This is a genomic window from Bacillus ndiopicus (assembly GCF_000612805.1).
Taxonomy (GTDB): domain Bacteria; phylum Bacillota; class Bacilli; order Bacillales_A; family Planococcaceae; genus Metasolibacillus; species Metasolibacillus ndiopicus.
In genome coordinates this window covers 1-24,545 of record NZ_HG964404.1, presented here as the reverse complement: position 1 = coordinate 24,545, position 24,545 = coordinate 1, and the positions used below count along the sequence as shown (strand labels likewise).

Annotated in this window: 20 protein-coding genes and 1 other annotated feature; of the genes, 5 read left to right on the top strand and 15 right to left on the bottom strand. The window is 35.2% G+C overall.

The genetic code is table 11. The features are described from left to right. Positions 1-61: 61 nt before the first annotated feature. Positions 62-1,855, bottom strand: a complete 1,794-nt coding sequence (locus tag TY13_RS04805; protein ID WP_042472539.1) for an ABC transporter ATP-binding protein — start codon at positions 1,853-1,855, stop codon at positions 62-64. Next, a complete protein-coding gene (locus tag TY13_RS04800) occupies positions 1,848-3,599 on the bottom strand; it encodes an ABC transporter ATP-binding protein (RefSeq protein ID WP_042472536.1) in 1,752 nt (583 codons plus the stop codon). Before TY13_RS04800 ends, TY13_RS04805 begins: the two co-directional genes overlap by 8 nt. 1,033 nt (positions 3,600-4,632) lie before the next feature. Between TY13_RS04800 and TY13_RS20840 the strand changes: the two genes are divergently transcribed. Continuing rightward, positions 4,633-6,003 (top strand): hypothetical protein, encoded by a 1,371-nt coding sequence (locus TY13_RS20840; RefSeq protein ID WP_042472533.1) that lies wholly within the window; start codon positions 4,633-4,635, stop codon positions 6,001-6,003. 36 nt (positions 6,004-6,039) lie between these two features. Here TY13_RS20840 and TY13_RS04790 read toward each other — a convergent pair whose 3' ends face one another. Next, positions 6,040-7,737, bottom strand: coding sequence for a putative bifunctional diguanylate cyclase/phosphodiesterase (locus tag TY13_RS04790; RefSeq protein WP_081796921.1), 1,698 nt, complete (start codon positions 7,735-7,737; stop codon positions 6,040-6,042). 1,009 nt (positions 7,738-8,746) lie between these two features. Here TY13_RS04790 and TY13_RS04785 point away from each other — a divergent pair. Continuing rightward, complete coding sequence (locus tag TY13_RS04785; RefSeq protein WP_042472527.1) at positions 8,747-8,902, top strand: transcriptional regulator; 156 nt, start codon at positions 8,747-8,749, stop codon at positions 8,900-8,902. A 72-nt stretch (positions 8,903-8,974) separates the two neighbouring features. On the opposite strand, the gene TY13_RS04780 is transcribed toward TY13_RS04785, so the two are convergent. Together TY13_RS04780 and TY13_RS04775 are read right to left on the bottom strand one after the other, a co-directional pair. Next, complete coding sequence (locus TY13_RS04780) at positions 8,975-9,922, bottom strand: tyrosine recombinase XerC (protein ID WP_407637705.1); 948 nt, start codon at positions 9,920-9,922, stop codon at positions 8,975-8,977. 50 nt (positions 9,923-9,972) lie between these two features. Beyond that, positions 9,973-11,169 carry an MFS transporter gene (locus tag TY13_RS04775; protein WP_052344222.1) on the bottom strand — a complete coding sequence of 399 codons (1,197 nt, stop codon included), beginning with the start codon at positions 11,167-11,169 and terminating at the stop codon, positions 9,973-9,975. Positions 11,170-11,222: 53 nt separating this feature from the next. Next, positions 11,223-11,466: a binding site (T-box leader), on the bottom strand. Positions 11,467-11,700: 234 nt separating this feature from the next. Here TY13_RS04775 and TY13_RS04770 point away from each other — a divergent pair. Continuing rightward, positions 11,701-12,177, top strand: coding sequence for a GNAT family N-acetyltransferase (locus TY13_RS04770; RefSeq protein ID WP_042472525.1), 477 nt, complete (start codon positions 11,701-11,703; stop codon positions 12,175-12,177). 136 nt (positions 12,178-12,313) lie between these two features. Beyond that, complete coding sequence (locus TY13_RS04765; RefSeq protein ID WP_042472521.1) at positions 12,314-13,330, top strand: hypothetical protein; 1,017 nt, start codon at positions 12,314-12,316, stop codon at positions 13,328-13,330. A 236-nt stretch (positions 13,331-13,566) separates the two neighbouring features. Here the strand turns inward: TY13_RS04765 and TY13_RS04760 are convergent, their stop codons facing one another. The 9 genes from TY13_RS04760 to TY13_RS04725 all read right to left on the bottom strand — a co-directional run bounded on the left by TY13_RS04760 (position 13,567) and on the right by TY13_RS04725 (position 23,254). After that, positions 13,567-14,013 (bottom strand): DinB family protein, encoded by a 447-nt coding sequence (locus tag TY13_RS04760; RefSeq protein ID WP_042472518.1) that lies wholly within the window; start codon positions 14,011-14,013, stop codon positions 13,567-13,569. Between the two features lie 172 nt (positions 14,014-14,185). Continuing rightward, entirely contained in the window at positions 14,186-14,569 is a 384-nt protein-coding gene (locus tag TY13_RS04755) for a hypothetical protein (protein WP_042472516.1), read from the bottom strand. 276 nt (positions 14,570-14,845) lie between these two features. Beyond that, entirely contained in the window at positions 14,846-15,463 is a 618-nt protein-coding gene (locus TY13_RS04750) for an HAD family hydrolase (RefSeq protein WP_042472514.1), read from the bottom strand. A gap of 12 nt (positions 15,464-15,475) precedes the next feature. Continuing rightward, positions 15,476-17,212 carry a SulP family inorganic anion transporter gene (locus TY13_RS04745; protein WP_042472511.1) on the bottom strand — a complete coding sequence of 579 codons (1,737 nt, stop codon included), beginning with the start codon at positions 17,210-17,212 and terminating at the stop codon, positions 15,476-15,478. Between the two features lie 110 nt (positions 17,213-17,322). Further along, positions 17,323-18,303, bottom strand: a complete 981-nt coding sequence (locus TY13_RS04740) for a hypothetical protein (RefSeq protein ID WP_042472508.1) — start codon at positions 18,301-18,303, stop codon at positions 17,323-17,325. Between the two features lie 204 nt (positions 18,304-18,507). Beyond that, positions 18,508-19,701, bottom strand: coding sequence for a hypothetical protein (locus TY13_RS04735; protein WP_154661525.1), 1,194 nt, complete (start codon positions 19,699-19,701; stop codon positions 18,508-18,510). A gap of 239 nt (positions 19,702-19,940) precedes the next feature. Beyond that, positions 19,941-21,584 carry an ABC-F family ATP-binding cassette domain-containing protein gene (locus TY13_RS04730; protein ID WP_042472502.1) on the bottom strand — a complete coding sequence of 548 codons (1,644 nt, stop codon included), beginning with the start codon at positions 21,582-21,584 and terminating at the stop codon, positions 19,941-19,943. A 287-nt stretch (positions 21,585-21,871) separates the two neighbouring features. Continuing rightward, entirely contained in the window at positions 21,872-22,018 is a 147-nt protein-coding gene (locus TY13_RS20835; RefSeq protein WP_195891664.1) for a hypothetical protein, read from the bottom strand. 72 nt (positions 22,019-22,090) lie between these two features. Then, positions 22,091-23,254: a 3-phenylpropionate MFS transporter gene (locus TY13_RS04725; protein ID WP_042472499.1), complete on the bottom strand. Its 1,164-nt coding sequence runs from the start codon at positions 23,252-23,254 to the stop codon at positions 22,091-22,093. Positions 23,255-23,336: 82 nt separating this feature from the next. Between TY13_RS04725 and yeiL the strand changes: the two genes are divergently transcribed. Further along, the gene (gene yeiL, locus TY13_RS04720; RefSeq protein ID WP_042472496.1) at positions 23,337-24,005 is read left to right on the top strand and encodes a transcriptional regulator YeiL; all 669 of its coding nucleotides are present in this window, start codon (positions 23,337-23,339) and stop codon (positions 24,003-24,005) included. Positions 24,006-24,280: 275 nt separating this feature from the next. Here yeiL and TY13_RS20830 read toward each other — a convergent pair. Then, on the bottom strand, positions 24,281-24,545 hold a 265-nt coding region (locus TY13_RS20830), incomplete at its 5' end, for a hypothetical protein (RefSeq protein WP_042472495.1).

The following is a 24,545-nucleotide window of genomic DNA, read 5'->3' as shown; positions in this document are numbered from 1 at the left end:
TCTACTCCTTCAAATATAACGGCTGTCCGAAAATGTAGATTTCGAACAGCCCTACAGCATGTTATGAGGCATCCTCGAACTGACTATTGTACAAATCTGCATAGAAGCCTTTTTGTGCTAGTAGCTCTTCGTGATTACCACTTTCAATAATGTCGCCGTCTTTCATCACTAAAATTAAGTCTGCATTTTTAATTGTAGAAAGTCGGTGTGCGATAACAAAGGAGGTTTTTCCAACCATTAATTTATCCATCGCTTCTTGGATAAGCACCTCTGTGCGTGTGTCTACTGAGCTTGTTGCTTCATCCAAAATTAGTAACGGTGCTTTTTTGACGATAGCTCTTGCAATAGTCAGTAGCTGTTTTTGTCCAACAGATAGGCTTGCCTTATCGTTTAATACCGTATCATAGCCATCAGGCAATGTTTTAATAAAGTGATTTAAGCCAACTGCCTTACACGCTGCGATGACCTCTTCATCTGTAACATTTTCCTTGTTATAAATAATATTCTCTTTAATCGTTCCTTCAAATAACCATGTATCCTGTAGCACCATACAAAATAGCTCATGTACATTTTCGCGTGTAATGGATTGTATTGGTACATCATCAATCATAATGGCTCCGCTATTGATTTCATAGAAGCGCATTAATAAATTCACAAGGGTTGTTTTCCCAGCACCTGTCGGACCTACAATAGCGACCTTTTGCCCTGCTTGAATAGCAATCGAAAAATCTTTAATTACTAGCTTGTCAGCGCTATAACCAAACTGAACATTTTTAAACTCCACATTGCCTTTTACATTCTTCGCTTCTAAGTAAGCATTTTTGTGACTCTCATCCTCTAGCTCTGCCTCCCCTAAAAACTCAAAAACACGCTTGCTTGCTGCGGCAGTTGCTTGTAAGCTTGTGGCAGCTTGAGCCAATTGCGATAAAGGCTGTGTAAATAAGCGAATATACACCATAAAGGAAACGATAACGCCAAATGTGATAGAGCCTTTTACTACGAGCGCAGCACCTACCACACAAACAACAACATAGCCGAAATTTCCAATAAACATCATGAGTGGCATCATCATACCTGACATAAATTGCGATTTCCAAGCACTGTTAAACAATCTTTCATTAATTTCGTTAAATGTTTCTTTTGCTTCTTTTTCGCCATTATACACCTTTACTACATCATGACCAGAATACATTTCTTCAATATGGCCATTAATTTTACCCAAATCCTCCTGTTGACGCATAAAATATTTTTGTGATTTAGAAATGATAAAAATCATCAGCACAAAGCCTACAATAGTCGCTAAAACGGCCGATACGGTCATCGTCACATTAATGGAAAACATCATAATTAATGTGCCAAAAAACATTACAGAGGCCGTTACTAATGAGCCGATGCTCTGATTTAATGTTTGACCAATCGTATCCACATCGTTTGTGACACGGCTTAACACATCACCATACGTTGTGGAGTCAAAATATTTTAGTGGCAATTTATCGATTTTATGTGAAATTTCATTGCGCAATTTTTTCGAAATGCGCTGTGTAATTGTCGCCATAATAAAGGACTGAATATAATTAAAAACAAAGCTTAGGCCATACAAAATTGCAAGAAAAACGCCAATTTTTCCGATGGCCTCAATATCCATCTTGCCCATCATTCCGTCTACGATTAAATCTGTGATATCACTTAGCTTCTCAGGACCTATAATCGTGAAAATCGTACCGATAACCGCCAAAATAAGTGCAAAGAAGATGGCAGGTAAATAAGGTTTACAATAGGCAATTAACTGACCCCAAGCTTGCTTAAAATGCTTTTGCTGCTCTTCAGAACTATTTTTCGCTTTTCTTTTAGTCATTTTCTAGCTCCTCCTTCGACAGCTGCGAATAGGCAATTTCCTGATATGTTTTGCAAGAGTGTAATAGCTCTTCATGCTTGCCCATTCCAACGATTTTCCCTTCATCCAAGACGATAATTTTATCACAGTCTTTAATTGTACCGATACGCTGTGCAACGATAAGCGTTGTCACTCCTGCTGTTTCCTTTTTTAAAGTGGAGCGTAGCTGACGATCTGTTCGATAATCTAGTGCTGAAAACGAATCATCAAAAATAAAAATTTCAGGCTTTCTATTTACTGCCCTTGCAATAGAAAGACGTTGCTTTTGACCACCAGAAAGATTTGTCCCCCCTTGTGCTATCGATGCATCATAGGTACCTTCCATTTTTTCAACGAATTCTTTCCCTTGCGCAATGTCAATCGCCTTCTCGATACCTTCACTACTAGCTGTGCTGCCATATGCTACATTAGATTTTACTGTCCCTGAGAAAAGGACTGCCTTTTGAGAAACATAGCCTAGCTTATTGTGAAGCGCTTCAAGCGTATAGTTTTTAATATTGATTCCATCTATTAATACTTCACCATCTGTTACATCATAAAAACGAGGAATCAAATTGATTAGTGTGCTTTTACCACTGCCTGTAGAGCCTATAAAGGCAACCGTTTCCCCTTTATGTATGGTAAAGCTAATATCCTTTAAAACATAGTCCTCTGCGTTTGGATACTTAAAGCTAACATTGCGTAGCTCAATTTCTCCCTTTTGGCCGTTAGGAGATGTCTCCATATCGCCATCTGTAATCGAGAAAGGTGTTAATAGCACTTCATTTATACGTCCTGCAGATACAGAGGCCCGCGGAATTAAAATAAAGGTCATGGCAAGCATCATGAAGGCCATGACAACCTGCATGGCATAGGCTGAGAAAACGACCATATCACTAAATAAACCAATTCTCTCCCCTTGCGCCGCATCCATAATTAAATGCGCTCCAATCCAATAAATCGACAGCGTGAGCCCAGACATAATCAGTCCCATCCCAGGCTGCATAATCGCCATTAATCGGTTTACTAATAAGTTGGTATTCGTTAATTGTGTGTTAGCCGCAGCAAATTTTTCTCCCTGATACTGCTTTGCATTATAAGCACGCACAACATGGATGCCCATTAAGCTCTCCCTTGTCACACGATTTAAATTATCCGTTAATCTTTGGACAATTTTAAACTTCGGTAAAACGAAGATAATCAGTGTACTAATCATAATTAGTAGGACAATCACGGCTACTGCTGTTGCAATAGACCAATGCCAATTCTTACCGGCAATCTTACCAATTGCCCAAGCTGCAAGAATAGGTGCTTTTATCATGACTTGCAGCCCAATAGCAACCGTTTGCTGGATTTGTGCAATATCATTTGTGGAGCGTGTAATCAAGCTTGCTGTTGAAAAACGATTTATTTCCTGCATTGAAAAGGATAAAGTTTTTTCAAACAAGGTTTTTCTCAATGTTTTTGAAAGAGATGTAGCAACCATCGCAGAAAAATAACCGACAATAATGGCTAGTATTGTACTGCTCAGAGCACATAACAGCATCATGCCCCCAGCTCGCCATATTTCATTTGTTGCACTTCCTGGTGTTTGCACAAGTGTTGTAATTTTAGCCATGTAATCTGGTAGCTTCAAATCAAGCCACACTTGTCCCACGATTAAGACGATACTGATAGAAATAAGCGTCCATTCTCTAGGTTTTAAATACTTAAATAGTTTAAACACGCTCGCATTCCTCCTTGTTCTTATTAGCACGCAAACTATACAATGAAATTTTGACTAATCATCGGTTTTCATTCTATGATGTTATCATATATTTTTTTGCTTTTCCTGTTAATCTATTTTTTTAGTACATACCAAAAGTTCGGGTTGATACAATTTTGGTTAAAGAGATTAAATGCTCATTTGCTTAGATTTTCTATATAAAGCTAAAACCCAGTTGATTTCCGTTACGATTGGCTCGCTTTCCACGGGGCATAGCTCCAACTAATTATTTTTCGGCTCCTCGCCGAAAAATAATGGATTTTCCGCTATGCCTTTTCCGTAGGAAGGCTTTGCTTTGCGACGAGTAACCGCAGGAGCACTCGAGCCATCTTCACTGCAATCAACTGGTAAAAATCTTGTAAACAAAGCATTTAACTATAAACACGCATATAAAAATCAGTTGTTTACCATGACTTATCTAAGAAAAACTTTTTAATCAATATCAATAGTTAACTTACATATAGTTCACCTTTTATTGAAAAGGATAAATTTCCTATATAGATTATTCCACAATAAAAGATTGATTTGTTTCAAATCTTAAAAGGAGATAGATGTGATGCTATTATTTTCACGTATCCGCTATTAAATGATGTGTTTTAAGCTATCTCATTGAATAAAAACTATCTCTAGTTGATTGGAGTGGCGGGTGGCGACTCCATGAATAAAAGAACGGAGGCTAAAGTCGCCACGTCCTGTGGCAACGCCTCCATGACCAACATCGTGTTGGCCTCGAGCTGAAAATCCATTTATTTCGGCTGTAGCCGAAATAAATTAGTTGAAGCCGTGCCTGCGGAAAGCGTCCACCCATAACGGAAATCAACGGCTTATTTGTCTTTTATATAAACAAAGGCTGAAAAACCATGCGCTTTATTAAACTAATCCTAAGTTACAGTAAAAAATCTATTTTTTCAGTGTAGCCCTTTTTCATAAAAAATAAGTGCTTTTCCCTATGCCTTTTACAGTTCATGTATATAATAAGAAGAGGAGGTTCGTTATGCTAAAAATTAAACAAATTGATTTTATAAAAGCTGTTTATGATGACTCGATGTCACATAATATTTTTTCTATCGCAAATATTACTTTTTCAAATTATGAGCCTATAAACGGTGCATTGTTATATTGGCGACGCAATACCTCGGATAATGAATATACATCTGAAGGTGATTATAAGTTTTTTTATGATATGGCCAATGTCACGTATTTTGCTTCAGTGAAATTTCCAAAGCATGTGCGACTGACGCGTGATCAGAAACAAGAGCTCGCTTATATATTATTAGAAGAACGTGGCTCGATTGGCTCGTATAGCTTCCCTACGCATGTAAATCGTCGAAAATACGATATTCAAAAAGAATTTGAAGCATTAGCTTTTCCGGAAAATTTTAATCCGGCAACTATTGAACCTACGCTCAAGCAAATAACGATGAAGCAAGTACTTGAAATTCAGCAGCAGCATCCACACTTTAGCAAACGTTTTATTAGGCAGTATATAGGATGGCGTTCTCGCGCGGCACAAATGCATTTAAATGATTTAGAACCCTATTTACATGCGATTAGCTTTGAGCATCTCTGTTTAACAAATCCATATTTAACAGAGCAATATTTAATCGAACATTTAGATCAGCTAGCGCCAACATTGCAATATAATTACCCTGTGTTAAATCGTTTATCGAGCTCCTTTAAGCAATATTTGATTGATTTTTTACAGCAACGTAAAGTGCCGTTAAATGAAGATTTTGCACATAATGTGGAAGAGTTTATTACAGATGACAATTTCTATTTGCATGAAGAAGTTAATTATTTCGAGTTTGATGAGTTTGAAGAAGAAATGGATTTACAATTTTTCGAATATGATGTTGGGCCAAATAAATGGAGTGGCAGCGAGCATTTAGTAAAAGGCATTCCATCATTAGCTTGTCAAAAATATGATCAATACGGCTTTAAACGAAAAACAAATAAAGAAATGGATGACGTAATCGCTTCATTAAGCCAGGAACAACTAGATTTGCTATGCGCTGTTTTAGAGCCTCATTGGCTACATCGCTATCGCAATAAATTAAACTGGACAAAAATTTGCCGATACAACCCTTATTTAGCAGAGGATTTTATAATAGCACATATAAAATTTATTGATTTTGAAGCACTTGGCGAGCATACAAGCTGCCAGTTGTCTGAAGATTTCATGTTGAAGTATATGAACCGCTTTAATCATAAAAATCCTGTGCCACTTGTGTTGCGTCATTTAACAGTGCCTCTATACGAAGCATATAAAGACACGATTAAAGTAGATTTACAACTGTTACATGAATACAGTACTTCTATTGCTGAAGAGGAACTTCAGCAACTTCAAAAATTACTGATGGAATAAGAAAAAACGATGAGCACTGTGCTCATCGTTTTTATTTTATTGCATAGCTTCTAATAATTTCGTTAAGTTTTCTACTGTTAACGGCTTGCTAAAATAATAACCTTGGACAGATTCACAATTATGTTTTTTAAGTACAGCTAACTCTTCGGACTGTTCAACACCTTCAGCGACAACATTTAAATTCAATGCATGTGCTAATGAAATGATTGCTGCTACCATCGATTCACCTGATTGAGTTGTTCGGATATTTTGAATAAATGTACGATCGATTTTTAATGCATCGAATGGGAATTGGCGCAAATAGCTTAATGATGCATAGCCTGTCCCAAAATCATCAAGCGATATTTCAATGCCCATCTTTTTCATTTCTTTTATTTTTTCGATTAACTCGTCTGTATAATCCATCATCGACATTTCTGTAATTTCGATTTCTAAATGCTGTGGATTTGCTTGTGTTTCTTCTAATATTTCCTCTAATCGTGAAATAAAAGTTGTTTCTGCAATATGAATTGGCGAAATATTAACTGCAACACGTAGATTGCTATTGTATGTTTCATTCCATTTTTTAATTTGAGCAGTTGCTTGACGTAATACCCATTCACCAATAGCTGATATTAAACCACAATGCTCTGCAAATGGAATAAATTGATCTGGTGGCATAAAGCCTAATTCTTCATCATTCCAGCGAATTAATGCTTCCATTCCTATCATTGAATTATCCTGAATATTATATTTCGGTTGATAATGAAGCTCAAAGGCATCGTCCCGTATTGCTTGATGCATTTTTGTTTCAAGATGCAGCCACCGATCATCGATACCCTTCATATTTGCTTCAAATAGCACATAGCTATTTCTGCTCTTTTGCTTTGCAGCATACATCGCAATATCTGCGCAGCGCAGCAGTTTGGAGATTGTGTTACCATGATCCGGGAATATACTTATTCCCATGCTAACACTAATGTAAAACTCATAGTCGTAAAAACTAAAGCTCTCTTTGCAAATATTCACAATTTTTTGTGCTGTTTGTTTAATTTGTGAAACATCTTTTAAAATGTAGACAAATTCATCACCATTCAGTCGAAAAACAGCATCTTTTTCTTCATCAATATTTATTAAGCGCTTTGCAAAAGCTTGTAAGAACATGTCTCCAACTTTATGTCCAAGCCCATCATTTATATTTTTAAAGCGATTTATATCAATAAAAAATAATGCGAATTGAGTTTGATCTCTTTCAGCAATTTTCATTTCCTTTTCCAAAGTTTTCAATAGACTTCGGCGGTTTGGTAGCCCCGTTAAATCATCATGGAAAGCAAAATGCGTATATTTTTTTATGTTTTTTTGAGCTGTTATATCCGTACGTATAGAAATATATTGATACGGCTTCCCCTTGTCGTTTAAAAATGGCACAATCGTCGTTTGTACCCAGTAAAGTGTACCGTCTTTAGCACGGTTACAAACTTCCCCGCTCCAAGTTTCCCCTTTGCCAATCGTGCGCCATAAGTCTTTAAAAAAAGCTTTCGAATGATGTCCAGAATTTAAAATACGGTGATCTTGTCCAATTAGTTCAGAACGACTATATTTGGAAATTTGGCAAAATTGCTCATTCACGTTTGTGATGATGCCTTTGCCATCTGTAACAGCAAGGATTGCTGATTGATCTAGTGCCGCTTTTATATCTTTAAGCTCCTCATAAGTAAGCTCCATATTCGTTAAAATATGAGAGTCATTCATCATTATAAGTTTCTCCCCGTTCATAAGTTACTCCAAAATCGAGATTAAGACAAAATACACTATATATAAGTATAATCTATTGCCTTTCTACTATTCAATAGCGATTTCAAGACGGAAAACACGACTGTAATACTGGACTTTTCATATTTGTAACAAATTGTAGATTGTGCATACAAAATGGTTCAACATCGTAACTTTGAGTTGATTTTAATCAATCTTGAGGCGTTACCTCTTTATTTATAGAAAAGGCAAAAAAGCCGTTGATTTCCGTGGCGGGTGGACGCTTTCCGCAGGCACGGCTTCAACTAATTTATTTCGGCTACGGCCGAAATAAATGGATTTTTAGCTCGTGCTGTTCCTGCTGGAAGGCTTTGCTTTGCGACGAGTAATCGCAGGAGCATTCGCCACTCCAATCAACTAGAAAAAACTTCTATGCAACGAAATACATGATTCAACCTTTTAAGATTTGAAATAATTCAATTCTTTTATTGTGGAACAATCTACAAACAAGGCTTTCTCTCTTCAACAAAAAGAGAGGTATATGTAATGTTAACTATTAATCAAATAAATTTTCTTAGATAGATCATGGTAAAAAATAAGTTTTATGTGCGTATTTTTTAGTTACACTCCTTGATTATTAGGCTTTCTACAGTTGATTGTAGTGAAGATGAATCGTGTGTTTCCGCGATTACTTATCGCAAATCTATGTCCCGTGGAAAGTGAGTCAATCGCAACGCAATTCACTGAGGCTTCATTTTTTATAGAAAGTCTGAGCAAATGAGCATATTTCTCTCTTTAAATAACATTATATTCTACCAGCCAATGCTTTTGGTGATAAACCTACAAAACATAGAGTTCGAAAAAATATCGAGCACTAATATTACGATAATTATATTATGTAAACTTATTTATTCCTGTGAATTTTCCGATAATTTTTGTTGACAAGGTAATTTATCTGTACTATATTAATTTTATAAAGTTTACGCTGTTATAATACAAAGGAGTGTTATTTATGTCAATGTATCGTGAAGGTTATGAGCATTACTTAGAGAAATGTGAGCAATTTGGGATTGAACCTGTTAATTTTCATTTTTACGTAATGCAGTTATCTCAAGAACAGTTAGTTTCATTCGCGGAACAGGCACGCACAGTGCGAGCGGGTAATTAATATGAATAATCCCGCCGTCTTAGAGCAAAAATAAAACAAACTTTATGACCGATTCATAAAGTTTGTTTTTTGTTAGCTTAAATCATTTAATGGATGTTTTTTCATAACCTCTTGAATTTGTTCGTCCTCAATATGCGTATAAATTTGTGTCGTTGCTACACTTGAATGTCCTAATATATGCTGCAAGCTACGAATATCTGCTCCAGCGCGGTACATTAGTGTTGCGGACGTGTGACGCAGCTTATGCGGCGAAAGCTTTTCTTTATTCAATGTTGTTGCATTCAATTGTTTAATTATTTTCGCGATAGATTGCCTTGCAAAGCGTGTCCCCTTCTGGGATACAAAAAGTGGCTCAGCATCATTTCCCTTATATTTATGGCGTGTCGGTAAATATTGCTGAAGCGCTTCATAGCAACGCTCATTCATAAACACTGTTCTTTCCTTATTGCCCTTCCCAATAACCGTAATATTTTGCCCCTGAATAGACTGTAAATTCAACGAACAAAGCTCTGTTACTCGAATACCTAGGTTTAAGAAAAACATCACAATACAGTAATCTCGCTCGCTATAATGCTGTGCTGTCGTTGCTGCAATTAGCTGCTGCGCCTCTTGTAAATTCAAATAGACAGGTGTTCTTTTACCGATTTTCGGTGTTTCTAATTCATCTGCGGGGTTATCTTCTATTAGACGACGCTTGCCTTTTAAATATTTGAAAAAGGATTTTAATGTCGCCACTTTACGTGCACGTGCAGCCGGCGAATTCCCTCGTTGCACTTCACAATATTCCATAAATAAATATAAGTCTTCAAGCGTTATTTCCTTTATCGTTTCAACTGTGACATCAGAAATGTCTACTTTTTGTAAATCCGCTATAGGAATATCCTGCTCGATTGCCTTTAAAAATCTAAAAAATAATATGAGGTCGTATTCATATTCTTTACGCGTTCGCTGTGATTTTCCTGTAATGGTTGTTAAATATACTAAAAAATCTTTTAATAGTTTTGGTAACTGTACTCGCACAATTTTCACCTCATACTTTAGTATACCAAAATTCTCCGAGAATACTTGGCTCAGTTAATCACTCGATTTAGTTTATTCTTTCGATGCTTCACGTAATAAGCCCCATAGAAAAATGTTAATCCCCACAATAAGGAGATACCAATTAACACTAAGGCGCGTAATGATACTAACTGTGTACCTATACTAAACAGTAGCAATACAGCAATTGTAACAATCGCTTCAATTAAACTAAAAATGGCTGTAAATCTTCCTAAAATAGCAGTTGGTAACGCTTTTTGAATATATGTAGTAAAACCAACATTCACAAAGCTGTTAGCAAATGATAAAATGAAAAATCCAGCTCCCACTACCCACCAATTATTTGCTAGTCCGTATATTAAGTAGCCTGTACTACAAAATAAAACTCCATAAAACATCGCTGATATTGGCTTTAGTAACCACTTTATATTACAAATCGAACCAGCAATAAATCCTATTCCAGCCAAACTAACAAGCAACCCATAGGTACTTTCTGATAAATGTAAAGCTCTTGTTGCAAAGGCTGCTTCCAGTGAATCAATTGCAGTTAAGCATACAATAAAAAAGCCATTCATAACGAAAATTAAACTAATGTAAAGATGCTTTTGGGCATATAAATACACAACATTCCAATCAGCTTTAACTGTGTTAAACGTTATTCGCTCACGCCCCGTTTTATTATTAGTTATTGTATTTGGGCATTTGCTAAGTAAAAATACAGCAATAATTAACGAAATGACATTCGCAATAATGGCTAGATTCGCTGTGCCAATAAAGAAAAACCAGCCAGCAATCATTGGGCCCAATATAAAGCCTGAGGATTGTGTCATACTCCTCCAGGCATTAAAGCGTTGCTGCTCACTTTCAGAAATAATTTTCGTTGAATAAACAAATACTGCATTTGAATAGATCGCTGTAAATATTTGAATGAATAATGTTATTACATAGATTGTCATCATATGAGTAGTTGTTACTAAAATAAGCATTAGCGCAGCCCTTGCAAGATGCAGATAAATAAGAAGCCGCCTTATATTTACTCGGTCAACTAAAGAGCCTGCCCAACTATTCGTTAATAGCATAGCAATTGGAACGAACATATAAAGAATGGTGATGCTCGTTGGAGAATTTGTAATTGCCAAGACAATCAAATTTAATGCTATAAAATAAACCCATTCCCCGATATTAGCAATAAATAAACTGATTAGTAAATAGACTTTCATCCGTGTCATCAAGCCGCCTCCTTATTTTAAAATAAAAAAATTCCACCTCCTAAGATTTTCATCTTAGGGACGGAATCGACTTTTCGACACGTGTTGCCACCCTATTTCGCATAATTATCGCTAAATATGCCTCTATCAGTACAAACATACTGTTTCTCTATAACGGGAGATCCCGTCACATCATCATATATAATCCGATGTGCTACTCCAAGCCTTGCTTCAGTTTTTATCCGCCTGCCCGCTTGCACCTACCCGAGCTCTCTGTTAAGGCTTCCTTAAACCTACTCTTCTCTTCATTGTATTTCACTGATTCTAGCATAGTTGCGTTCCTATTGTCCACAAGCTTTTCCTATAAACTTCTACAGATGATTTATATTTAACAAAAGAGTATTAATTTATTGAAATTAAATAGATGATTATCTTAAATTTAAGGCTTGGTGTGATTATGTATTTTGCTAAAATAAAGGAAAGCAAGTAAAATGTAATATGGTAACAGAAAAATGCATCTTAAGATTTAGGTAATGGAGGGGGAAATTTCACATGATTACACTTAGAAAAATTACATTAGACAACCGCCGCGCTATATTTAACCTAGAGGTTTCAGAGGAACAACGCCGCTTTGTTGCGTCTAATTTGTCAAGTGTAGCGTCAAGCTATGTTCTTGCAACCAATGGAGGGCATCCGTTTCCTTTTGCTATATATGCAGATGAGCAGCCAGTCGGTTTTGTTATGTTGACTTATGGAATTACGGGATACGAGCTCCCCTCCATCGCGGATGATAGCTATTGCATTTTACGACTGATGATTGACAAGCAATACCAGGGTCATGGCTACGGTCGACAAGCCATGGTGAAAATCTTGGAATTTATACGCACCTTTCCAGCAGGGCCTGCTCGTTATTGCTGGATCCCTTATAGCACTGATAACGTCGCTGCTAAAAAGCTATATGAAAGCTTCGGTTTTCGTGACAACGGCGAATTTTGCGATAATGAGCCGATAACTGTGCTACAACTTTGAGTTATCTCTATTCTAAAAAAGAAAATCATTAAATATGCTAGTTTCTATAATCATCAAATCAAACTAGCGAAAAAAATCTTATACAATGCTGCTCCCTATGTTTTTTCAATAGTTATTTATTATATATTTAAAGAAGGTGAATTTCCTGAAAAGATTTGTTTTACTAAATGATAAAGACGGAAACGAAGTATTAGCTGAAGACCTTAGAGAACGAAGCAGAACTGAACATGAAGGGCTAAACTGGTTAATGCTATTAATTCCATTAACTTTATTAATCGAAAATTATTTAATTATCAAGTACATACTAGCATTGGTTGATATAGAACAACCCGTTTGGTATTTTATGTTATTAGGTACTTTAATTCTTACTTATTTATTAGGTATCTTATATGGCTTTATTCCACTTTTCTCTTATTTAATAATCGCAATGTCCAGCGTCATAGCTTTTATATTCTCATTAGACTATCTGCCTGAAAATGTATGGGGGTTAATCATTGGAATTATACTTGCTTTACTCATTGGAGCGTTTACATACTTAGGAAATTCATTTATAGCATCATCTGCTAACCCTTATAAGCTATTAATACATGAAATGGCTACAAATTTTAGCTATCAGTATACAAGGGACGCATTCCCGCTTCGAACGCTCATTAATGTTATTCGCTATCGTAAAATAAAAAAGAGAATAACAATAGAAAACGATAGTAATAATCTCAAGAAACTCAAAGATGATATGAAGCTTAGTGGATTCAATATAGCTGTTGAAAGTTGTTACTTCAAATACTCTGTACACGATAAAAAAAAGAAAAGCCGTAAAAAAGCTGCTGCTAGAAGACTAAATGAAAATTTAAGAAAAAGCCTTAATGAATATGGAGAGTCTCATCCAGAGTACATATCTTCGTGGCGACCAAATTTAAAGGAATTGAGTATTTTAAATGAAATACTCAATAAAGATTATTATAAAGACCTTTACCCAGAGCCAAGAGAATTTAACTTTAAGATTTATAGAGGTTCTCACGCCTATATTGGAGTAATCGAGATACCTTTATTATCAAAACCTAAAATTCTCTTAGGGGAGAATTTAATGGATGTAACTCATGCTACCATTACTCAATACGAAAAGCTTGTCGATCAACATTTTAGACAAAAATAGAAATGGTTACAACAGGGATCAAAGTGTGATTGTTAAAAGAACTTAGTTTTTTAAACGACTTTATTAATTCATTATCTGTATTTTAACCCCGTTCGAAATTAGAACGGGGTTATGCTTGTTTATATTTTTAAAATTAAACGATGCTGTAACGAAAATAGTTATTAGCTATCTTTGTTTTCTCTAAAAAGAGGTTCTAAAAAGTTCCCAAATATGAATTTGGGAACTTTTTTAGTTCATTATTTAATCGCTTCTTTTATTTGCTCAATATGATGCAAATCATGTTCCATTAGCCCTTCAAAATAGCTGTACAACGTTAACTCAGATTGATTGATTTTAATTTCAGCGAACCAAAGCTCCTCTGGTATTTCAATTATTTTCTCTACTATTTGCCCCCGAGTACTTAAAAAGGCATCAAGCACAAAAGACACTTCCTCTTCCCTAGCATTTCTAGCGGCTTGCTCATTCAAAACATTCACATTCGGTCCCGCCGGAAAAATATTTTCAGTAAAGAAATACGGGATTCTATCGCGCAATACAAATTGATCCCACGCAATAAAATGACCAACAATTTCCACAACAGACCACTTTCCTTCAGCAATAGGCTTACGTAATTTACTTTCCTCCACAAACCTCAAAGAACGAATTAACTCAATAAAATCAAAATGATGTTCGATAATTTTCATTTTCCTCTCACCCCCCAAAAGAACATATGTTCTTTATTTGTAAAATCGCATTTTAACGCAGTGAAAATCTTATATATATACAATGGTACACCTCACTTCGTCTGAGAGCGTTTTTAAAAATAGACAATTACGTTGATTTTCCCTAATTTTATCATTCAAATATGTAAAACATCTATTCAAGAGAATCCCCTTCACTTTCAATTAAAATAATTTTATTTGTCAAAGGGAAATATTGATACTTCCAATAACTCTTAACTTTATCTCCTTCCGATTCCTTAATTAAAGTAATGAAATATTGTGCGCTAGATGCTTCCACTTCCGTATTTTCATTATTCACTGTTTTACTAGGGATATATTCTATTTGTGAAGAGTAGATCACTGTTTCATTAATACTTTCAATAGTAACGGTCTCATTAGGATTAAGCTTTGGGAATTCCGAATGTTTCTTCAAAGCAATAACAAGCATCTCATTATCACAGTTATGAAGCGATTTATTCGTTTCAATATTTGAGCTTTTTGGCGAATTACATCCCAATAAAATAAGTATTGCCAACAAAAATAACGATTGTCTCCTTTAACATGTTTTAACCTCCTGTTCAAATTAAATAATCCTATATTTTATAAGATACATATTATTTTTTCATGCTAAAATAGAAACAGTTGTGCATCGAAAGGAGTTTTCAACATGAGGAAGCGAACAATTTCTATAGCTGCTATTATTTTATCAATTGCAGCAGTGCTCGATATTGTGTATAAAGGTTTATTTTATCAGCTGCTTAAAAAAATCTTCTAACAGAAAATCGACTCTTCCGTTATGAAGAGTCGATTCAATTTATATTAGCTTTAATATATCTGTTGGCTTTGTCAAAATATGCTCTGCCGTAAATCCTTCAGTTGTTTTCGAGCCCCAAAGTGCAAGTCCAAAATGCGCGCCAGCATTTTTGGCACATTGCATATCGTAAATAGAATCACCAATATAGATCGTGTGCTGCGGATTCATTCTAAGCTTTTCTAAACACGCTAACAAAGGCTCTGGGTTTGGCTTATGTTTTTCTGTATCATCAGCACAAATGATTACTTCGAAAAAATGACTAAGCCCAAAATGATCAAATTCATCAAGCATTTGTTGTCTTGTTTTAGACGTTACAATTCCGATTTTAACAGAGCTTTGCGTCAGTTTTTGAATTACTTCAGCTAAGCCAGAAAATACGGATACCTCATCTGAAAATTCCAACACTTTTCGTGACCAAATATCAAGCATTCGTTCGACATCATTGATTTCTAATTGCTTTAATGATTCTCTACCAGGAATACCTAAAATAAAACGTAAACTCTCTAGCTTATGTTCTTGTCCTATTTCCTCTAAAAGCACTTTTTGCAGTGATTTTAGCATAGCCATTTCCGTATCTAAAATCGTCCCATCAACATCAAATATTATACATTTGTACATAGCTTCTCCCCCTTATTCACTATTATACTCTTGTTTTGTTCGAGAGAAAGTAGCACATTCTCTAAAGGCAAAATGCTGGCAGCCAAGACATTTATTTTTATCTAAATAGCTAAGAGCTACATCGATTGTTTGTCCCGTATGCTCAAAGAAATTTTCAGGGCCAATTTCTTTGTACAGTCCACTTTTCTTCATTGCTAACTTTAGGCGAGGCTGTAGACCTGTGACAAGAATCGTACCACCCTGTTTTTTAAATTGCTGCACAACATTAAGGAAGTAAGACTCGCCAGTTGTATCAATAAACGGCACTTTACTCATACGCAAAATTAACACATTTGGTTTTGAAGTGATATCTGATAAAATCGTTTGTTCGAAAGTTTGTGCTGCACCAAAAAATAACGGCCCTTCTATTGTATAAATACTAATTTGCGGGCAATTACGTTTGACATTCACTATATAAGGCTGCACTTTTGCATTTTTTCTCGAATGATCTGGTAATACTTTAAAAATCGCAGGTGCATTTATCATTTGTTTCGTGAATAAGACGAGAGCTAGCACTAACCCAACTTCAACAGCTAGCGTCAAACTAGTAAATACGGTCAATAAAAATGTTACAATTAAAACAAGTGAATCCTCTGATTTTAATTTCAAAATATGCACAAAATGCTGGCGTTCACTCATATTCCAGGCTACAACCATTAAAATTGGTGCCATGCTGGCAAGTGGAATATGCGAAGCGTAAGGAGCAAATAACAAAAGCACTAGCAAAACAAAAATGCCATGAATCACACCTGACATTTGCGAGGTAGCACCACTTTTAATATTTGTAGCAGTGCGAGCGATTGCTCCCGTTGCTGGAATTCCACCAAACAACGGCGTTATAATATTTGCTAACCCTTGCCCTAGCAATTCTTTATTGCTATTATGCCTAGTATTTGTCATCCCATCTGCTACAACGGCAGATAAAAGCGATTCAATTCCACCAAGCATTGCAATAACAAAAGCGGGTCCAATTAATCGCTCTATGCGTTCCCATGATATTTCTGGAATTTGAAACTGAGGCAACGTATTCGGAATTGCGCCATATGTCGAACCAATTGTAGGAACTTGACCCGAAAAAAAGATGATCGCTACAATTGTTGAAATAATGATACCAGCTAATGAGCCAGGTACTTTCGGTAAAACTTTTGGCGTTATTAAAATTATTAGCAAACAAAGTAACGCAATCACAACATTATACATGTTTATCGAGTCAATATTGGCGAACAGCTCATTTATATTTGCTATAAATTTTTCATGCTTTTCGATATCTGTTAATCCTAAAAAGCTTGCTATCTGCCCCGTAAAAATAATAACGGCAATACCTGAGGTAAAGCCGATTGTAACAGGGCGCGGAATAAATTGTATTAAAGAGCCCAATTTAAACAAGCCCATTAAACAAAGAAGTAGTCCTGCCATCAAACCAGCAAGCAATAAATCCTTATAGCCGTAAGTGATAACAATCCCTAATAAAATAGGAACAAATGCACCCGTTGGACCGCCAATTTGATATTTAGAGCCCCCAAATAATGAAATAATAATACCAGCAATAAATGTTGTGTAAATACCGTATTCCGGCTTAACTCCCGACGCAATGGCAAAGGACATTGCAAGCGGAATCGCGACTATACCTACAATGAGTCCAGATAAAAGATCTTTTCGAAAACGCTCTAACGAATAACCTTTAAACCTTTCTAATTGCAGCTTTCCCATCCCCAATCCCTTCTTTTCTATTTTAATAGTTTCTGCGCAATGAAAAACACACTAAAACTTCTGAGCCTTTAGTTAACCCATTTGTTTTAGTATGTTTTTAAACCTTGTTATTATTTCAGCATCATTTCCGCATAAAGAATTGCTGTGTCAATGCCCTCTTTTGTTCCAATTTGAACTTTCGCTGTTTTGTTTTTTCCGATGATTGATACATAGTACTCTCCAGCTTTATAGATGTATGCATAATTATTTCCTGAATTTGTCTTTTTAATTGGATCACCAAAATATTTCTTCATTTTTTTGGTTAGATTACTTTCTGTTCCAATGATTAAACTTTTCTTAGATATAGCATGAACTTTCCCCTTCGAAAAGTCAGCGTTGAAGTAATACTGCGCCTTTGTTGCATCATATAACGGGACTTCAATGAACTCAAATTCCCCTTTAGTTCTATCGCTTAAGCCTTTATCATTCATTCCTATACTACCAGGAACCCACTTTAATCGACCTTTTTTAGCTAGATCAGCAAAATCCTTATCAATATAGTCTAACTCTTTCTTTTTTCCATCTCCAGAAAGCTGAAAAAATGTTGAATTATAGTTGCCGATATGGTCGCTTGACTTGGATGTGTAGTTACGACCAAGTTCCTCTATCTCTATTTCAATTACAGTAGGAGAAAGGAAATCTGCTTTTATTTTAGAAGGTTCGTTATTGATATATTCATCTAAAAAGTCCGTTCCATTGGGACTGATTCCACTCAGGCTGACTCCACTATTAGCTCCATCCATACAGCTTATAAATGTACTATTGTGCTTAGTTATCGTGAATTGTATTTGTCCACCCGAACTAGCACACCAATAATAACTGTTCGTCGTTGCTTTTCCTTTATATACTAACGGAATATACTCATCTCCAACATTATGTTTTCCAATTGTAAGTCCGCTAGATAGCTTCATAGGGAATTTTTTATGTTCAGCATTAAAATGATATATTTTGGATACTTCTTCCTTGGCAGCCTTTGCTGATAAACTAGTAGCTGGCATAATAAAAGCAACAATGAAAACAAACAAAATAATAACCTTAATTATATTTTTCAAATTACTTCTCCTCTTTAGGTATTTATCTTATCAATTACGCCTTGGCGTAATTGCGTCCAGATTTTTTTCGAGCGCTCCTCTTCCAAAATCTGTGACATCCGATGTCGGTCACTAAGTCGTTACCACAAGGATGTGGCGCATTTAGACTGAGTTCCTCTATTTCAGTGCGTGTTTGTCCACGCACTGAATCAAGATAAATCGATACTATTTTATACTTACGCCAGTTTTCTTAGAAAATGCATTTATGCCATACTTTGTACCGATATAAAAATTAGCCACTCCATCTTTCCCTTGTATTACTACATAATATTCTCCAGCTTTATACATATAAGCATAGCCGTCTTTAGTTTTGTTTTTTGCTACAGGATTGCCGAAGTGTGTTTGCATTTTTTGAGTTAACTCTTTCTCTGATCCACTTATTGGATTCTTTCTATAGATGGCGTTAACCTTGCTATTCTTATTAATGTCATTGATATTTACAGAAGAGAATAGATACGAAGATGTTTTTGATAAAAATTCTGCAAATTTAACAGATTCAAAATCACCTTCTGCTTTTTTTCTTAAAGATTCTAAAGTCATTCCTAAGCTACCAGGAACCCATTTTAATTGCCCTTTTTTAGCTAGGTTTGCAAAATCTTTATCAATATAATCTATAACCTTCATTTTTCCATCTTTAGAAAGTGAATAAAATACCGAATTATAAATTTCTGAATGCTTTTCTTCAAATTCAATATCGTCGTAGCTATATCTTTCCATACCTATCTCAATTACATCAGCCGAATGAAATTCTGAATAAATATGAGGTCCAGAAAAGAAACTTCCAAGATATGTTATTTCACCAACCCCAGCAAAGTGCTTATTTAAAAAAACTTCCCCATTCGGATGGATTCCAACTAGGTTTAGTTCATTCATCCCGTTACCAAAATCCTTATAATATATAAATGTATCGTTATCTTTAGTAACCGTAAATTGTATATTTCCATCTACTTCGGTATTTAATAAGGCTATTATCAATTTCTGTCCTTTAAATACCGCCGGGATATAACCTGAGCCATTATTATTTAATTCAATTTCTTTATCGGGTAGCTCTATGTACGATGGATACTTCAGCGCTTGAATTGTTAATCCATTAGGTAGCTTTATTGGGAACTTCCTATATTCGGATCCTATGCTGTATGTTTCAGAAACTAGTTCTTTTGCCGCAAATACAGATGAGGCATTGAACGATACAACAAAACCTAAGATAAAGATAAATAATGTACTAATTTTGATTAGATTTTTCATAGTACTGCTCCTTTTATGTGTATTTATACTTAAAACAAACAAGTCTATTGTAACGTACATTGGAGATAATATCCATCCTGATTCAGACTTTTCTATTATTTCATACTTTTTCATGCGAAGCTTCTATGATATGGTTGAGCCCCAGTTATTAAGTTTTTTTACCCTTCAGTGATAACAACACGAAAAAAGAGTGGTAATAATTAATAAAAATTTGACGATGACCTCCCTCCATGTAATATCCATCCTTTATGCAAACATGCGAATTTTTATAGATATTACTACGTTCCACAATTGAAGAAAAGCCTAACTCCTCAGGTTTTAAAACTGGGGAATTAGGCTTTAATATTTTATATTTACTCTGCGTTGCTCGCTCCTTTTGATTTAGCTTCAATATAGTCAGCATAGTTACCAGTGTACACATTCATTGCAGCTGGAGTTAACTCTAATATTCTGTCGGCCAACTTATTAAGAAAATAACGGTCATGAGAAATAAATAAGATTGTACCCTCATAATCTATAAGCGCCGTTTCTAACACCTCTTTACTAAATAAATCTAGGTGATTTGTAGGTTCATCGATAACTAAAACGTTAGCTTTTTGTAACATCAGCTTAGATAGGGCAACACGTGCTTTTTCACCACCACTAAGTGAAGAAATCTTTTTCAATACGTCTTCACCCGTAAATAGGAAATTTCCAAGCACAGCACGTATTCTAGCCTCCTCAATATGTGGAAATGCATTCCATACTTCATTTAATATCGTGTTATTGGGATGTAAAGTAGCCTGTTCTTGATCGTAATAACCGATAGTAACATCGTTTCCCCAATTAACCACACCACTCTCTATTGAATAATCTCCTAATAAGGTCTTAAGTAGTGTGGATTTACCAACACCATTTGAGCCAATTAACGCAACCTTTTCACCTCGATATAAACGGAAATTAATATTTTTTAATAGTAGCCTTTGATTATTTTCTTCGTTTATAGCAATATTAATATCTTTAACTTGCAATACTTCTTTGTGAGATGATTTTTCTATTGAAAATGCCATTTGTGTTCTCTTCAAATCTTGTTGTGGTTTATCTAAACGTTCAATCCTCTCAAGCTGCTTCCGTTTGTTTTTAGCACTTTTTGAAGATGTTGCCATAGTAATGTTACGCTGAATATAGTCTTCCATTTTTGCAATTTGAGCTTGTTGCATAACATATTTTTTAGCATGTAGCTCGCGATTTTTTTCTTTACTCTCAACATATTTTGAATAGTTACCTGTATATCGCTGGGCCACTGTACGTTCAATTTCATAAATTCCTGTGATTAGTGAGTCTAAAAAATAACGATCATGAGAGACAACTAAAATTGCTCCAGAATATGAACTTAAATAATTTTCTAACCAAGATAATGTAGTAAAATCCAAATGGTTTGTAGGCTCGTCTAGCATGAGTAAATCTGGTTCTTCAAGCAGTATTTTCGCTAAAGCAAGTCTAGTTTTTTGCCCTCCACTTAAATTCTCAATAAGCATTTCCTCTGGAATTTCTTTAAACCCCATTCCGTAAAGAATACTACGAATTTTTGATTCAATTTCATAACCACCATGTTGCATGAACCAGTCAGATTTTTCTGCATAGCGATTTAACACTTTATCATATTCCCTTGGGTTATCAATTAGAGAAGAATCCCCCATTTTTTTCTCAATCTCTCTAAGTTCTTTTTCAACTTGTAGAAGGTTCGAAAAAACACTTAACATTTCATTGCGAATTGTATTATTCATTTGCAAACCACTATTTTGACGCAAATAACCAATTTTCTTTTCTTTTCCTACATAAATAGTTCCACTGTCAGAAGGGAGATCTCCTGCGATAATTTGTAATAGAGTCGATTTTCCTGCGCCATTAACACCTACTAATCCAATACGTTCACCTGCTTCAATTTTCAATGATATATTTGAAAGTACAGGTTCACCTGCGTAACTTTTACTAATATTATTTACATGCAATAACATGTCAATCATCCTTCCTTAATTACGTATCTATTTTTATTTTCAATGTATCCCGCTAACCTGGAATCCACAAAAAGATGTTCATCTTAACACTCTCCTTTAAAACACAAAAAAGGCGCCAATAAAATTGGCGCCTAAAAGTGCATAATACTCCTGCTAAATTTAAAAAGTATAAAGGTATACTTTACAATTTGTAAAATATACAAAAAGACGCCAAACAGAGCCGGCGCCTTAATAATTATATAGCTGTGATGAAATTTCACAGTATCATCTCAATATAATATCCCAAATTATGGATGCAATAGCTTCCGGTCACTGTTTTCTATATGAAGTTTGCTTAAAAAAGGACAGACTGGTCCCGTTACAAGCACTCCTCCAAGTAGCAAATATGATTTCGCTTCTTTTGTTAACTCAACATTTGTGAATACAGTTTCCATCGCTGATTGCCTCCCTTCTAATTTTAATAATCTTAACTACTATAATATATTCTAAACTAAAAAACAACTAATTTACAAATCCAAACTTTGTTGATAATCGCGCTTTTTTAAATAAAGGGCCAGAAATAATGCTGGCACTGTACAAATAACCATACCTAAAAAAGCAAAACGCGGTTCAATTTCGTATAAATAGCCACCAAGCAATGTTAACGCTGCCGTACTCCAGCTCATTGCAAAGGCATTGTACATCCCTTGTGCAGTTGGGATTTGTTCCTTTTTCAAATGCTGTGTGAAAAACAAGATAACCGCAAAATGTGCTAGCGCAAATGATACTGCATGCAGTGATTGCGATATGATAAATATTGGAATAGTGGGTACAAGAGATACCATTAACCAACGCATAGTTGAGCCAATTGCTGCTATTATTAATAAAGTGACTGGCTTCAAGTGACCGACTAATCGATCTGATTTAGCAAAGAATATAATTTCAAAAAATACACCTATATTTATAATTAGCCCTATATAATATTTCGGAACTTCAAGCTCCTGCAAATAAATATAGCCATAGTTATAGTAAGAAGCATGTGCACCTTGTAGTAAAACCGCGATAATTATGACGATTAAAAAGTTCGGTGTTTGCAATAGTTGCTTCAACGAGAACTTATTAGAATGTTTTTCTTTAGCCTTTTCTAGCAATATTGCTGGTGCTGGTCTTGTATTTAATATTACAAGCATAATTAACCCGCCTAATAACAACCAAACAATTGTTACATCGCCAAATTTCCCTGTAATCACACTAACAATCAATACCATCACAACAAAGCCAAGCGAGCCGTAAGATCGGCTTTTACCGTAATGCAATTGCCCGTGCTGCACTAATATACCTGCAACGCTATCTAGCGCTGGCATTAATGCAGGGAAAAAGAAGCTAAATAATAATGTTACTATGAACAAGCTATTGAAGGAGCTTGCTGGAATAAAAAATAAAACAGTTATAAGTGACGCAATGGCCAATATATCTAATACGCGCTTACTGCTCCTTTTGCGTGAAATATAAGGAAAGGCAAACATTGTCGATATCCCTCTTACCGCTAAGCCAAAGCTCATAATTAAGCTTGCTTGACCAACAGTTAAGCCCTTTGCCTCTATTAAAAATCCAGTCCAATATGGTAAAAAGATGCCCCAAGTCATATAAAAAGTAAAGAAGTTTTGCGACATCCATCGTTGATTATTCATGATTAACCCCTCCATCTGTCTTGCATCATAGCATGCTTTCTTTTAAAATAATGTGAGATATCTCATATTTAGGTGGTTTTCCATGCAAAATTTACAAAACGAAGAGAAAAAATATTATTTAGAGCTCTATCCAATTCAGCATTTATTTTCATTCGATATTATGAGTTTAGTGGAAGTGCATCATTTTGAGCGCGGTGAATGGATTATTAAAGAAGGTAACTTTCCACAATACTTATATTTTTTAATTGAGGGAAAAGCAAAGGTTTATATGACACAGGAAAATGGTAAAGTGGCATTAATTAGCTTTGCCCAACCAAATGCTTTTATTGGAGAATTAGAGCTTTTAGATGAGGAATATTATTCAAAAGGCGTGCAAACGATGACAACGACCATTTGTTTAGCCTTGCCTATATTGAAATGTAAGGAAGAGTTATTATCTGATGTCGTTTTTTTACGCTATTTATGCACCTTTCTAGGCAATAAAACGTCCTTAATGACTGCCCAATTTTCAAAAAGCCTTGCCTACCCACTTGAAAATCGGCTTGCTGAATTTATCGTACTTTCAGCGCATAACAATATTTATAAAGAAAAGCATACAGAGGTATGTGATTATTTAGGTGTCTCCTATCGACATTTACTGTATGTCTTAGCACAGTTTTGCGAGCAAGGCTTGCTGGAAAAACGAGGGCGTAGTTATACAATTACAAATATGAGTGAATTAAAAAAACGAGCAATAACAACCTCTGTATAGGTAGTTATTGCTCGTTCGATAGAACTTATTTTTGTCTAATCCATTTATAAAGAATAATCCCAATAAGACTAAAGGCTAGAATCCCAATTAACACCTTTAACGCTGATACATTACTTACAAACGTATCATGACTAGTTTGTCTATATGTCCTAGCTGTCCACCATCTAATTCAGACGAGTAATAGATGGACAAAAATAACCAAACTAAAAATGAGAAAAATAGCAGTAGAAATACAACTAATTTTTTATGAATCATTACCCTTTAACTATACCAAATTAAGCTCTATTTTTTAATTTAAAAATCTCACGTTCATGCTTTGCAATCTTTTGATCGAAGTAATCTAAATCTTCCTTCGTTGCTAGTTGATCAAAGCGAGCCATAATTTCTGTATAATACTCTGTCAATTTACCAGTTTGTTCATAGACAATATGCTGCTTCGCCTCTATACCATCTAATCGTTCATTCGTTTTCTTCTGTTCGATTTTTAGTTCTTGTATGTCTACTTTCATGCCGTGCATTTCCGTTTTCATGCCACTCATG